11 protein-coding genes are annotated in these 12,808 nt (G+C 69.3%); all 11 read right to left on the minus strand.

Features of this window, described 5'->3' with window-relative positions:
• Positions 1–164: 164 nt before the first annotated feature.
• Positions 165–1,808: a cell division protein ZipA gene (gene zipA, locus FEI13_RS14665; protein WP_138182270.1), complete on the minus strand. Its 1,644-nt coding sequence runs from the start codon at positions 1,806–1,808 to the stop codon at positions 165–167.
• 226 nt (positions 1,809–2,034) lie between these two features.
• Complete coding sequence (gene smc, locus FEI13_RS14670) at positions 2,035–5,529, minus strand: chromosome segregation protein SMC (RefSeq protein ID WP_138182271.1); 3,495 nt, start codon at positions 5,527–5,529, stop codon at positions 2,035–2,037.
• A 4-nt stretch (positions 5,530–5,533) separates the two neighbouring features.
• Entirely contained in the window at positions 5,534–6,778 is a 1,245-nt protein-coding gene (gene ccmI, locus FEI13_RS14675) for a c-type cytochrome biogenesis protein CcmI (RefSeq protein ID WP_138182272.1), read from the minus strand.
• Positions 6,775–7,245 (minus strand): cytochrome c-type biogenesis protein, encoded by a 471-nt coding sequence (locus FEI13_RS14680; protein WP_138182273.1) that lies wholly within the window; start codon positions 7,243–7,245, stop codon positions 6,775–6,777. Before FEI13_RS14680 ends, ccmI begins: the two co-directional genes overlap by 4 nt.
• Positions 7,233–7,763, minus strand: coding sequence for a DsbE family thiol:disulfide interchange protein (locus tag FEI13_RS14685; protein WP_138182274.1), 531 nt, complete (start codon positions 7,761–7,763; stop codon positions 7,233–7,235). Before FEI13_RS14685 ends, FEI13_RS14680 begins: the two co-directional genes overlap by 13 nt.
• Complete coding sequence (locus FEI13_RS14690) at positions 7,760–9,751, minus strand: heme lyase CcmF/NrfE family subunit (RefSeq protein WP_166462139.1); 1,992 nt, start codon at positions 9,749–9,751, stop codon at positions 7,760–7,762. The genes FEI13_RS14685 and FEI13_RS14690 overlap by 4 nt, the downstream gene beginning before the upstream one ends.
• Positions 9,752–9,775: 24 nt before the next feature.
• Entirely contained in the window at positions 9,776–10,282 is a 507-nt protein-coding gene (gene ccmE / locus FEI13_RS14695) for a cytochrome c maturation protein CcmE (RefSeq protein WP_138182276.1), read from the minus strand.
• Positions 10,272–10,496 carry a heme exporter protein CcmD gene (gene ccmD / locus FEI13_RS14700; protein WP_138182277.1) on the minus strand — a complete coding sequence of 75 codons (225 nt, stop codon included), beginning with the start codon at positions 10,494–10,496 and terminating at the stop codon, positions 10,272–10,274. Before ccmD ends, ccmE begins: the two co-directional genes overlap by 11 nt.
• Positions 10,496–11,236, minus strand: a complete 741-nt coding sequence (locus FEI13_RS14705; RefSeq protein WP_138182278.1) for a heme ABC transporter permease — start codon at positions 11,234–11,236, stop codon at positions 10,496–10,498. The genes ccmD and FEI13_RS14705 overlap by 1 nt, the downstream gene beginning before the upstream one ends.
• A gap of 14 nt (positions 11,237–11,250) precedes the next feature.
• The gene (ccmB, locus tag FEI13_RS14710; RefSeq protein ID WP_138182279.1) at positions 11,251–11,994 is read right to left on the minus strand and encodes a heme exporter protein CcmB; all 744 of its coding nucleotides are present in this window, start codon (positions 11,992–11,994) and stop codon (positions 11,251–11,253) included.
• Positions 11,981–12,625 (minus strand): cytochrome c biogenesis heme-transporting ATPase CcmA, encoded by a 645-nt coding sequence (gene ccmA, locus FEI13_RS14715; protein ID WP_138182280.1) that lies wholly within the window; start codon positions 12,623–12,625, stop codon positions 11,981–11,983. Before ccmA ends, ccmB begins: the two co-directional genes overlap by 14 nt.
• Positions 12,626–12,808 lie beyond the last annotated feature (183 nt).

Raw genomic sequence — 12,808 nt, forward strand, 5'->3', positions numbered from 1 at the left:
AAGCTCGAAGCTCGAAGCTCGAAGCTCGAAGCTCGAAGCTCGAAGCTCGAAGCTCGAAGCTCGAAGCTCGAAGCCAGCATGATCGCCTAGCTTATCAAAGTGACAACCCCCGGTGGGACTCCACCGGGGGTTGTCTTCCAGCTTCAAGCTTACAGCTTCCGGCTTTAGTTCACCTGATAGCGGTTGAGGCGATTGCGGCGCTCAAACTCCTGCACCCGCTGGCGGGCGAACTCCACGGTCTGGGCGGTCATCACGCTCAGGTGCTCGTCCTTCAGCACGCCGCCCAGATGGCGGACGATGACCATAGCGGTCTCGACCATCGCCTCGAAGGCCGCCGCGGTATCACTGGCACCCGGCAGCGGCATCAGCAGGGTGATGCCCTGAGTGCGGAAGTCGTCCATGGCCTCGATGGGGAAGGTCCCCGGCTTGACCACGTTGACCATCGAGAACTGTAGGCGGCTGTCGGGATCCTCGGTCTCGAAACGGTGGAAGATCCCCATGTCGCGACCGTAGCGCAGCCCGCAGGCCAGCATCAGGTCGAGCAGCGCCGTGCCCGAGAAACCTTCCTCGTCGCGGGACATCACGCTGATCACGAGGATCTCCTCGGCGTGACTCAGGGTCTCGCGCGCATGCTCGGCGTTGACGTCGTGACGCAGCGCCCGCTCGAGCACCGGGTGGGTGCGCACCACGTCATCGCGCGGGGGCCGATCGTCCATGGCGGCCTCGGCGGGCGCTTCCCAAGGCGGCTCCGCATACGAAGCGGGAGCCTCGTGCGCCTGCTGCCGGCCGCGCGACGGGGTGAAGAGCGGATCGGCATCGTCGGTGCGCGCCACCGCCTCGGCCTCGAGGCGCCGCCGCTCGGCCTCGCGCACGGTCTCCTCCTGCTCGGCCTTCTGACGCTGCGCTGCCTCCCGGGCGGCCTTCTCGGCGCGCGCCTGCTCCCGGCGCTGCTTTTGGTCGCGCTTGTGCTCGCGGCGGTCGTTCAGGGTCTTCTGCAGGGAGGCGCCGAAACGCTGCACGGAGGAGCCCACCCGCCGGGAACCGCTCTTCAGGGAGTCGCCCATGCCCTCGAGGTCCACCAGCCGATAGCGCTCCTCGTCGGCATAGGCGTCGTGATCCTCGGGATCGGCGGCCAGGGCGCCGATGCCCTCGGCCTCGCCGGCCGTCCGCACCTCGGTCTCTTCCGGATGAGTGAGCGCTGGCTCTCGACGCGTCTCGGCGGTGGCGTGACCGGCAGAGAGGCCGGCGTGTTCGGCTCTCGCGGCTTCATCCTGTTGCGCGGACGCTGCTTGGGAAGACGAGACCGGGTCAGCATGCGCTTCACGGCGCACGGGGCGAGCGCTGTCACCCTGGCGATCGCGCGACGTCTCGTCTCGCGGGGCGCTGGCGCGCGGGGTGCCGTGGGCGGTGTCCTGCTGGACGCCTACGTCGTGGCGGGCGGCCGTTGACGCGCGGTCGTCGGCCGTCTCGGCCGGCCTGACCTCTTCGGCGTGGCGCCGGAACTCCGACAGCACCCGCGACGGGCCGGGATGCTCTTGGCGCTGCAGCTTGGGCTTGGGACGCACGGCCCCCTCGTCCGCCGGCCTGACGACCCGCGCCCCTCCGTTGGGCAACTCCCAGTTGATTTCGGCCCGGCGGGCCTCGGCGTCGGGGTCCACCTCGGGCTCGGCGTGCTCGTCAGCAGCGGTGCTCTCGACCTGATCCAGACGCGGTACGCGACGTTGACGCTGCAGGCGACGCACGCCATCGATGACGATGAGCGTCACCAGCGCCAGCCCTAGTATGATCAGCCACTCTCTCAATTCCATGGGTCGTCATGCCTTTTGCTAAGGCGCCATGCCTGATGGTTGTCCGTCAACAGCATAGCGCGATTGCCAAAAAAAGGGCCAATTCTTTTATTTGTCAAGCTCGGCATTGTGATGCCGTCACCTGACCCGGCCCTTCGCAATCGCCCTTCGGGTTCCCCATGCGTCCCTGCATTTCCATCGTTGTTTCCATCCTTGTTAACCCGTTTACCGTTGACGTTCAAGCCCATCAGGCCTCGGCCAGGGCCGCAGCCTCCTCCACGCCCACCGAGACCAGGCGCGAGACACCCGGCTCCTGCATGGTCACCCCCATCAACCGTTCCGATGCCTCCATGGCGATCTTGTTGTGGGTGATGTAGATGAACTGAACGGTATCGGACATCTCCTTCACCAGCTTGGCGTAGCGCCCGACGTTGGCGTCATCCAGCGGCGCATCGACTTCATCGAGCATGCAGAAGGGCGCCGGATTGAGCTGAAAGATGGCGAAGACCATCGACAGCGCGGTGAGGGCCTTTTCTCCGCCGGACAGCAAGTGAATGGTGCTGTTCTTCTTGCCCGGCGGGCGCGCCATGATGGCCACGCCGGTCTCCAGCAAATCCTCGCCGGTCAGCGTCAGCCAGGCAGTTCCGCCACCGAAAACTCGCGGGAAAAGGCCCTGTAGCCCGTTGTTGACACGCTCGAAGGTGTCGCGGAATCGCGTCCGAGTTTCCTGATCGATCCGCCGGATCGCCCGATCCAGGGTCTCCAGGGCCTCGCTGAGCTCGGCGTGCTGGGCCTCCAGGTAGTCGCGACGCTCGGCCTGCTGGTCGTACTCCTCGATGGCCGCCAGGTTGATGGCGCCCAGTCGCCGGATGCGCTCGCCGACCTCCTCCAGCCGGGTCTGCCAGGCGGATTCGGTGGCGTTGGGGTCGAGACTCTCGGCCAGGCTTTCGGCATCGTGATTCAGTTCAGCGAGCTGCTCGTCCTGGGTCTCGGCTTTGAGCGCCAGGGCCTGGACCTGCATGCGCGACTCCTGCAGGCGCTCGCGGATCCCCTCGAGGTTGCGCTCATGCCCCTGGCGGGCCTGCTCGTCTTCGCGCAGACGCTCGACCAGCTCGGCGGCGCGGGCACGGGTCTCGTTGAGCATCCGCTCCTCGCGCTCGCGGCGGGCCAGCAGCTCGTCGAGGCGTTCGCGCCGCTCCTCATCGGGCTCGTGGAGCCCCTCGCGGGCCTCCTCCAGTTCGGCGCAGCGCAGCTCGAGGCGCTCGCGCGCCTCGCCGGCCCGCCCCTGCTGCTCGGCGAGACCGGTACGCTCCGTGGACATCCGCTCCTGCTCGAGGGCCAGGCGCTGGGCCTGATCGGCCAACGGCCGCTGGCGGGTTCGCAGCGCGGCCAGCCGCTCTCGGGCCTCGCGGCGCTGCCGCTCGAGGCGCTCGCGGGTCTCGGCGCCCTCTTCCAGACAGGCCATGGCCGCCTGCCACTGCTCGCGCGCCTCCTCCAGGGCCAGCATCGCCTCCTCGCGGGATTCGGCCAGCCCCTCGAGTTCTTCGGCGAGCTCGGCGGCGCGCCCTTCCAGGTGCTCGAGCCGGCTGGCGAGCCCGCTCTCCTGCACGGCCAGCTGCTGGCGCTGCTGCTCGAGCTCGCGCTCCTCCTGGCGCGTCTGTTCCAGGGCCGACTCGCCCTGCTCGACCCGGGCCGCGGCCGCCTCGAGACGCTGCTCCTGTTCGCCCAGGCACGTCTCCACCTCGGCGAGGCTCTCGCGCACCTCCGCCTCTCGGCGCCGGCTGACCAGCAGGGCATCGGGCCCAGCGCCGGCGCCGCGATGACGTACCCAGCCCATGCCGAGCCAGAGACCGTCGGGGGTAATCAGGCTCTCGCCCGCGGCGAGTGCCTCGCGCGCGGCCCAGGCCGCCTCACGGCTCTCGATGCAGCGAATGCCGGCGAGCCACTGGCCGGCCGCCCCGGCGCCACGCACCCGGGCGGCTAGGCTCCCCGCCGGCGCGCTGACCTCGTCGGCCTCGAGCAGGCCGAGTTCGGCCTGGGGCGGCGCCACCATGGCCTCCTGAGACGCGCCCCGAGCCGCCAGACGCGCGCTCAGCCAGGGCGCCAGCACCCAGGAGACCGCCTCCTCCCAGCCGGACTCGACCTCGAGCGACTCGCCGAGGCGCGGCTGCCCCCCCAGGCCGTGGGCGGTCAGGTGCGCGTCGAGGGCCTCGTCGTGATCGGCCAGGGCGGCCTCGATCAGGGCCTCCAGCGAGGCCAGCTCGCCCTGCAGGGTGCTGCGACGCTGACGGTCGACCTCGCGGGCCTCCTCGGCCTCGCGCACCGCGCCGCGGGCGGCGTCGCGGTCGGCCTGGAGCTCACCGCGGCGCGCCTCGAGCTCGGCCAGCTGGCCCTCTATCTCGGCGTGACGCTCGGCCAGCTCGCGGCGCTGCTCACCGAGACCGGCGATATCGGGGAGTTCCGCGTGCTGCTGGCGGCGGCGACGCTCGTCGGCCGAGAGGCGCTCGAGCCGGCCCTCCAGGTCACGCAGGCGATCCTGGGCGCGTTCAGCCTCGCGGCTCTGCTCCTGCCAGCGCTCGCCGAAGCTTTCCCAGGCGGCCTCGGCCTCCTCGGCGAGCGGTTCGGCTTCCTCCAGGGCGGCCTCCAGCTCGGCGAGTTGCTCCGCCACCTCCTCCTGCTCGGGCCCCAGGGTCTCGAGGCGCTCCTCGAGACGCGCCAGGCGTTCGCCGTCGTCATCACCCAGGCGGGCGAGCTCGGCGAGCTCGCGGCGCGCGGCCTCGAGATCCCGAGCCAGCTGCTGGTCGCGGGAGCGGGTGTGCTCAAGGTCCTGCTCCAGGCGCGCGATGGCGGTGGTGGTCTCGTAGAAGCTCGACTGACGGCCGTCCAGCTCCTCGGCCAGGCGATCGTGCTCGGCACGAGCCTCCTCGAGGCGCGTCTCGGCCTGGCGCATGCCCAGCACCTCGCGCTCCACCGCGGTCTCGAACTCGCGAACGCGGTTCTCCTCCTCGGTCTGGCTGGCGCGCAGCGCGCGACCGCGCAGCAGCGCCAGCTCGCCCTTGAGGCGATGCTCCTCCTGCTTGAGGTTCTGGTAGCGGCGCGCCGCCTCGGCCTGGCGCTTGAGGCGCTCGAGCTGCTTGTCGAGCTCCTCGCGGATGTCCTCCAGACGCTCCAGGTTCTCCTGGGTGCGACGCATGCGGTTCTCGGTCTCGCGCCGCCGCTCCTTGTACTTGGAGATGCCGGCGGCCTCCTCGAGGGTGGCGCGCAGCTCCTCGGGGCGTGCCTCGATCAGCCGCGAGATCATGCCCTGGCCGATGATGGCGTAGGAGCGCGGCCCGAGGCCGGTGCCCAGGAAGAGGTCGGCGATATCGCGCCGCCGACACTTCTGGCCGTTGAAGAAGTAGCTGGACTGGGCGTCCCGGGTGACCTGGCGTTTGACCGCGATCTCGGCGTACTGGGCATAGATGCCGCCCATGGCACCGTCGCGGTTGTCGAAGAACAGCTCGATGGAGGCCATGCCCACCGGCTTGCGCCCGGTGGAGCCGTTGAAGATGACGTCGGTCATCGACTCGCCGCGGAGGGTCTTGGCCGAGGACTCGCCCATGACCCAGCGCACGGCGTCGATGATGTTGGACTTGCCGCAGCCGTTGGGGCCGACGACGGCGGTCATGTTGCCATCGAAGGGCACGGTGACCGGGTCGACGAAGGACTTGAAACCCGCCAGGCGAATCGATGTCAGGCGCATGGACTCACTCGACGACCCGGTCGATCACCACCTCGACGGGATCCCCGTCGACCCTGTCCACCGAGACCCCGCCGAGGGTGCCGACCAGATCGCCCGGCTGCGGCGTGGCCTCCCCGCTCTGGGAGACGCGCACCGTCAGCCGCGCCGCCTCCACCTGGGAGAGCTTGGCCATCGGTGCCATGGCGTCGGCGTCGTTGAGCACCGTGGTCAGCGGCAGCTCGCCGAGCCGCACTCGCGCCACGGCCAGCGGCGGCAGCTCGCCGGCGAGGTCGCGAGCCACCACGAAGACGGTGGCATCGTCGTCGAGCCGGCCGGCGAGTTCGTCGGCGAGGCGGACCCGCACGGCGATGCCGGGCCCCTCGGCGACGGCCGGCTGGTCAGGATCGGGGGCGACGCCCAGGCGCTGCTGGGCCACGCGGATGCCCTCGCGCAGGGCCTCGGCGGAGTCCGGATTGCTCATGCCGGCGATGGCCCGGCGCCAGCGGTCGATGGCGGCGTCGTAGTCACCCGTCTCGAAGGCCTCGATGCCGAGCATGCCGAGCACCGTGGGTTGGGCGGGCTCCGTGGCCAGCACCTCGTCGACCAGCGCCTGGACCCCCTCGGTCATCTCGCGGCCGGCGGCGAAGTAGCGAATCTGGGCGAGTTCGGCGAGCAGCCAGGGCTGGCGCCCCTCCAGCGCGACCAGCCGCTCCAGGGCGCGGGTGGCCTCCGGGATGCGGCCGCTGTCGCGATAGAGCGGGAACAGAGAACGCCAGACGTTGGGGTTGTCGGGTTGGCGCTGGGCCTGCTCCTCGAGGCGTTCGATCAGCATCGGCGTCGAGCCTTCGGGGTCGCTCATCACTTGGCGCTGCACGGCGTAGAGAGCGAGGTCCCCCTCGGCCCCCTCGTGGTGGTACCAGGCGACGCTGGCCAGCACCACGGCCACCATCACCACCGGCACCACCAGCCGGCCGGAGGCGGCCGGCTTGAGCGGGGCTCGTTCGAGATGCTCGGTGTCCTCGAGCAGGCTGCGCTCGAGCTCCAGGCGATCCTCCTCGAGGCGGGCCGCGTCGATCTCGCCGCGGGCGTGGGCGGCCTCTAGCGACGCCAGCCGGCGACGATAGATGGCGAGGTTCTGTTCGGTGGTGCGGTCGTTGGCCTCCACGTCACGCTGGGCCGCGCGCACGCCCGCGGCACGACGCAGCGGAGCCACCAGCAACCACAGGGCCGGCAGCAACAGCACGGCCAGGGCGATCCATAGCAGGGTCATTCGTTTCTCTCGCGATTGATCAGGGCATCCAGGCGATCACGCTCCTCGGCGCTCAGGGCACGGGCCGAGGTGCGGCGCCGCGCGCGCACCATCAGCACCACCACCACGGCGCCGAGCAGCACCAGCGCCGCGGGCAGCCCCCACAGCAGCAGGGTGCGACCCTCGAGGCGCGGATTGTAAAGCACGTAGTCGCCGAAGCGGCGCACCATGAAGTCGAGGATCTCCTTGTCCGAGCGGCCATCCTGGAGCTGGGCGTAGACCCGGTCGCGCATGTCGCCGGCGATCGGCGAGTCGGAGTCGCCGATCGCCTGGTTCTCACACTTGGGGCAACGCAGGCTGGCGGTCAGGTCCTGGTAGCGCTGCTCGGTCACCGGGTCATCGAACGGGCGGACCTCGATGCCCGCCGCCTGGGCGAGCAGCGGCAGCAGTAACAGCGCGGCCAGCAGGCCGCGGATCAGTCTCGCCATTTTTCCACCTCCGGCAGGATCGTCTCGCGCACGTCTTCCGGCTTGATGTAGCCGGTGTGGTGATAGCGGATGATGCCGTCACCGTCGACCAGGAAGGTCTCTGGGGCACCGTAGACGCCGAGATCGAAGCCCAGGGTGCCAGCGGGGTCGAAGACGTTGACCTCGAAGGGATTGCCGAACTCGGCCAGGAACTCGCGGCCCTTCTCCCGGGTGTCCTTGTAGTCGACACCGACCAGGCGCACGCCGCGGTCGGCCAGGTCGAGCAGCTGCGGCATCTCCTGCTTGCAGGTCGGGCACCACTCGCCCCAGACGTTGACCAGGGTGACCTTGCCCTCGAGCAGCGAGGCATCGACGGTGCGCTCGGGCTCCTCCAGGGTCGTCAGCTCGAAGGCCGGGAACTCCCGGGCCATCAGCGCCGAGTCACGCTCGAAGGGATTGATCGACAGCCCCATGTAGAGGAAGCCGCCCAGCACCAGGAAGCCGAGCAGCGGCAGCAGCAGCAGCAGGCGACGCTTCATGCCGTGGCCTCCTTGGGCGCGGCCGCGGCGGCCTGCTCGGGGTCGCGGGCGGTCGCGGTGCGCCGGTAGCGGCGATCGGCCACCGCCAGGATGCCGCCGGCCGCCATCAGCAGGCCGCCGAGCCACAGCCAGCGCACGAAGGGCTTGTACTGCAGGCGCATGGCCCAGCTACCGTCCTCGAGGTCCTCGCCCATGGCGACGTAGAGGTCGCGGAACAGTCCCGGACGCAGCGCGACGTCGGTCATCGGCATGCCTCGGGCGAGGTAGAGGCGCTTCTCCGGGGTCATGGTGAAGCTGCGCTGGCTATCGCCGCGGCGCACCTCGATCTCGGCGAAATCGGCCAGGAAGTTGGGGCCGCGACGGCTGCCGAGCTCGGTCATAGTGAAGGTGTAACCGGCCAGCTCGACGCTGTCGCCCACCCCCATGCGCACGTTGCGGTCGATGGCGTAGTTAGAGACCACGGTGACGCCGATGATGGTCACCGCCACCCCCAGATGGCCGAGTATCATGCCCCAGTAGGCGAGCGACAGGCGCCTGGCGCCGGCCAGGCGGCCCGACGAGTGGCGCGTCTTGACCCACAGGTCGCGCCCCATGGGCAGCACGACCCACAGCGCGATCAGCACGCCGAGGCTCACCTGGAGGTTCCACTCGCCGCGGTAGAGCAGCGGCGCCAGGGCGCCGATGGCCAGCGCCAGCAGGCCGGCGAGCCAGCTGCGCTTGAAGAGGTCGCGCCCGTCGGTGCGCTTCCAGCGCGCCAGCGGCCCCAGCCCCATGAAGAGGCACAGCACCACGGTCAGTGGCACGAACAGCGCATTGAAGTAGGGCGGGCCGACGCTGATCTTGCCGAGGTTCATGGCATCGAGCAGCAGCGGATAGACCGTCCCCAGCAGCACCGTGACGGTGATGATCACCAGCAGGATGTTGTTGATCACCAGCAGAGCATCACGCGACAGCCAGCTGAAGCCGACCTGGTGGCTGACCCGCGGCGCGCGCAGGGCGAACAGCAGCAGCGACAGGCCCACGGTGATGCCCAGCAGCACCAGAATGAACATCCCCCGGGAGGGGTCGTTGGCGAAGGCGTGCACCGAGGTGAGCACCCCCGAGCGCACCAGGAAGGTGCCCATCAGCGACAGCGAGAAGGTGGAGATCGCCAGCAGCACCGTCCAGCTCTTGAAGGAGCCGCGCTTCTCGGTCACCGCCAGGGAGTGGATCAGCGCGGTGCCGGCAAGCCAGGGCAGTAGCGAGGCATTCTCGACCGGGTCCCAGAACCACCAGCCGCCCCAGCCGAGCTCGTAATAGGCCCACCAGCTGCCCAGCGCGATGCCGACGGTCAGGAAGGCCCAGGCGACGTTGGTCCAGGGCCGCGCCCAGCGGGTCCAGGCGGCATCCAGGCGGCCGCCCAACAGGGCCGCGATGGCGAAGGCGAAGACCACCGAGAAGCCCACGTAGCCCATGTAGAGCATCGGCGGATGGACGATCAGGCCGAAGTCCTGGAGCAGCGGATTGAGATCGGCACCGTCCTGGGGCACGTTGGGCAGCAGCCGCTCGAAGGGGTTGGAGGTGACCAGCACGAAGGCCAGGAAGCCGACGCTGACCAGCCCCATCACGCCCAGCACCCGGGCCAGCATGTCGCGGGGCAGTTCGTGGGAGAAGCGGCTCACCGCGAAGGTCCAGGCGCCGAGGATCAGGCTCCACAGCAGCACCGAGCCCTCGTGGTTGCCCCATACGGCGCTGGCCTTGTAATACCAGGGCAGCAACGAGTTGGAGTTGTTGGCCACGTTGGCCACGCTGAAGTCATCCAGCAGGTAGCTGGCGGTTAGGCAGGCGTAGGCGATGGCCAGGAACAGGAACTGGCCGGTGGCCATGGGCCGCGCATAGGCCATCCACAGCGGGCGACGGGTCGCCGCGCCGGCCAGTGGCATCACGCCCTGGACCAAGGCCATCAGCAGGGCAATGATCAGGGCGAAGTGGCCGATTTCGGGGATCATCAGGGTCTGCATGGACACTCCGGATCAGTTCGCGAGGGCGCCGTCGTTCTGCGCCTCGAGCCGTTTGCCCACCTCGGCCGCCTTGGCCTGGTAGTCCTCCGGCGAATAGCCGGCCTCCTCCAGCGCCTGGGCCACCTCGGGGGGCATGTAGTTCTCGTCGTGGCGGGCCAGCACCTGGTCGGCACGCAGCCAGCCGCCCTGCTGGAGCTCGCCGACCACCACTACGCCCTGCCCCTCGCGGAACAGGTCCGGCAGGATGCCGCTGTAGCGCACCTCGACGTCCTCGACATAGTCGGTCACGGTGAACATCACCTCGAGGCTATCCGGGTCGCGCTCCACCGTGCCCTCGCGCACCATACCACCGGCGCGAATCTGGCGCTCCAGCGGGGCGTCGCCGGCGGTGATCTGCACCGGGCTGAAGAACAGGTTGATGTTGCTGCGCAGGGCATAGAGCGTCAGGCCTACGGCGATGGCAGCCAGCGAGACCAGCCCCAGGATCACGAACAGTTTCTGCTTGCGTTTAGCTCTCACGGGCGTGGCCCTCTTGATGTGAATCCGGTGTCGAGGCGCCCCGGCGCTGCTCGCGGCGCGCCCGGCGACGCAGGTCGCGAAGCAGCGCCCGGCGCTCGGCGCGGGCATGCAGGGTCACCCCCAGCAGCAGCGCGGCGGTGGCGCCGTAGGCCGCCCACACATAGGGGCCATGGCCACCCATGGCGAGGAAGGCGGAAAGCGACTCGAAGGCCATCAGGTCACCTCCCCGGCGAGCTCACGCACCCAGCGCTTGTTCGATTCGCGACGCAGGATCTCGCTGCGGGTGCGCATCAGGGTCACCGCGATGAAGAAGCAGTAGAAGCCCAGCACCATGATCAGCAGCGGCACCCACATCTCCACCGGCATGGCCGGGCGCGAAGTAACGCTGAAGGTGGCGGGCTGGTGCAGGGTGTACCACCAGTCCACCGAGTACTTGATGATGGGGATGTTGATCACGCCGACCATGGCCAGCACCGAGGCGGCGCGGGAGGCGCTGTCGCGGCTCGAGAAGGCGCCGCGCAGCGCGATCACACCGAAATAGAGAAACAGCAGGATCAGCATCGAGGTCAGGCGCGCGTCCCACATCCACCAGGTCCCCCAGGTGGGCACGCCCCAGACTGCCCCGGAGAACAGTGCCACGAAGGTCATGGCGGCGCCCAGCGGGGCCATCATCGCCGCGGCCATGTCGGCGACCTTGATCTTCCAGACCATGAAGACGAAGCCGGCGATCGCCATGCTGACGAAGATGGACTGCGCCAGGAAAGCCGCCGGCACGTGCACGTAGATGATGCGGAAGCTGTTGCCCTGCTGATAGTCGGCGGGCGCGAAGGCCAGCCCCCAGACGCTGCCGACGACGATCAGCAGCGCCGCCGCCGCCCAGAACCAGGGCGAGAGCCGAGCGCTGATGCCGTAGAACCACTTGGGGGATCCGAGCTTGTGTATGAAGGCCCACATGCCGATTGTCGTCCTCAACCGTTGATACTGATGCGCAGTGACGCCGCGATCGCCCAGGGGGCCAGGATCAGCGCGACTGCAAGAAGCGCCCCGAGAATCGCCAGGTGCGCCGCGACCCCCTCGCCGAAAATGGCCGCCTGCACGGCGCCGGCGCCGAAGATCAGCACCGGGATATAGAGCGGCAGCACCAGCAACGAGAGCAGCACGCCGCCCCGGGAGAGCCCCACGGTCAGCGCCGCGCCGATGGCGCCGATCAGGCTCAGACTGGCACTGCCCAGCGCCAGCGACAGCGCCAGCACCGCGTAGCTGCCCGCCGGCAGCGCCAGCATGATGCCGAGGATCGGCGCCATCAGCGCCAGCGGCAGGCCGGTCAACAGCCAGTGCACCGCCACCTTGGCCAGCACCAGCGCCGGCAGCGGCTGGGGCGAGAGCAGTAGCTGCTCCAAGGAGCCGTCCTCGTAGTCGCTGCGAAACAGGCTATCCAGGGACAGCAGGGCCGCGAGCAGCGCCGCCACCCACAGCAGGCCCGGCGCGATGGTCGCCAGTAGTTCCGGGTCCGGCGAGATGCCGATCGGAAACAGGGTGATCACCAGGGCGAAGAACACCAGCGGGTTCAACACCTCGCTGCGGCGGCGCATCAGCAGCACCAGATCGCGTTTCAGCGTTGCCCGGATTGCGACCCCGGCACCGCCCTCGGGTTCCCGGAACAGCCGAACGGCGTCCGCTTGCTGTACCAGGTGGGGGTCAGAGTTCGGCATCGCGCGCTTCCTGACCGAGCCGGATCCGCCGCAGGGCGGGCGTGTCGGCGAGTTCGTGGTGGGTCGTGACCAGCACGCAGCCGCCGCGGCGGGCATGGGCGGCCAGGCGCGCCTCGAGATCCGCGACGCCGTCGCGATCGATGGCGGTGAACGGCTCGTCGAGCACCCACAGCGCTCGCGGGATCAGTTCGAGGCGCGCTAGGGCCACGCGGCGCTGCTGACCGGCGGAGAGCTGTCCGGCGGGCAGGTCCTCGAAACCGACGAGGCCCACGGCCGCGAGCGCCGCGAAGCGCGCGGGCTCGTCATCGGGCTCGCCCGCCAGGGCCTGGTACCAGGCGAGGTTCTCCAACGGCGTCAGGGTCGCCTTGACCCCCGGGGCATGGCCCAGATAGAGCAGGTTGGCCAGGAAGTCCTGGCGCGTCCTACGCATGGGCTGCTCGTTCCAGTAGAGCTCACCGTCGAAGTCGGCCAGCTGCCCGGAGAGAATCTTCAGCAGGGTGGTCTTGCCACTGCCGTTGGGACCTTCCACGCGCACGATCTCGCCGGCATGGATATCCAGATCCAGGTCTTGAAACAGCCAGCGATCGTCCCGCTCACAGGCCAGCTTTCGGGCTTGCAGACGCAGGCTCAAGGCACTCTCCCGGCATGGATAATTGCGCCCGGAACTCTACACGGAAAGGGCTCTGGCTACCAGTCGAGGGGGTTGCGGCAGCCGGTCGCACTTGCCCTGAGTCAAGCGAATCGTGGAGCGCTTTCCCTTGCCAGTTTTCGATCGGCTGCTATGCTCGTGAAACACTGTATGTATCAACAGGTT

Origin of the sequence: Halomonas urmiana, assembly GCF_005780185.1 — a bacterium.
GTDB classification, from domain to species: domain Bacteria; phylum Pseudomonadota; class Gammaproteobacteria; order Pseudomonadales; family Halomonadaceae; genus Halomonas; species Halomonas urmiana.

Excerpts from the sequence above, each read along its gene's own strand:
- zipA (WP_138182270.1), bottom strand. The coding sequence starts at position 1,808 with ATGGAATTGAGAGAGTGGCTGATCATACTAGGGCTGGCGCTGGTGACG.
- smc (WP_138182271.1), bottom strand. The coding sequence starts at position 5,529 with ATGCGCCTGACATCGATTCGCCTGGCGGGTTTCAAGTCCTTCGTCGAC.
- ccmI (WP_138182272.1), bottom strand. The coding sequence starts at position 6,778 with ATGACCCTGCTATGGATCGCCCTGGCCGTGCTGTTGCTGCCGGCCCTG.
- FEI13_RS14680 (WP_138182273.1), bottom strand. The coding sequence starts at position 7,245 with ATGGCGAGACTGATCCGCGGCCTGCTGGCCGCGCTGTTACTGCTGCCG.
- FEI13_RS14685 (WP_138182274.1), bottom strand. The coding sequence starts at position 7,763 with ATGAAGCGTCGCCTGCTGCTGCTGCTGCCGCTGCTCGGCTTCCTGGTG.
- FEI13_RS14690 (WP_166462139.1), bottom strand. The coding sequence starts at position 9,751 with ATGATCCCCGAAATCGGCCACTTCGCCCTGATCATTGCCCTGCTGATG.
- ccmD (WP_138182277.1), bottom strand. The coding sequence starts at position 10,496 with ATGGCCTTCGAGTCGCTTTCCGCCTTCCTCGCCATGGGTGGCCATGGC.
- FEI13_RS14705 (WP_138182278.1), bottom strand. The coding sequence starts at position 11,236 with ATGTGGGCCTTCATACACAAGCTCGGATCCCCCAAGTGGTTCTACGGC.
- ccmB (WP_138182279.1), bottom strand. The coding sequence starts at position 11,994 with ATGCCGAACTCTGACCCCCACCTGGTACAGCAAGCGGACGCCGTTCGG.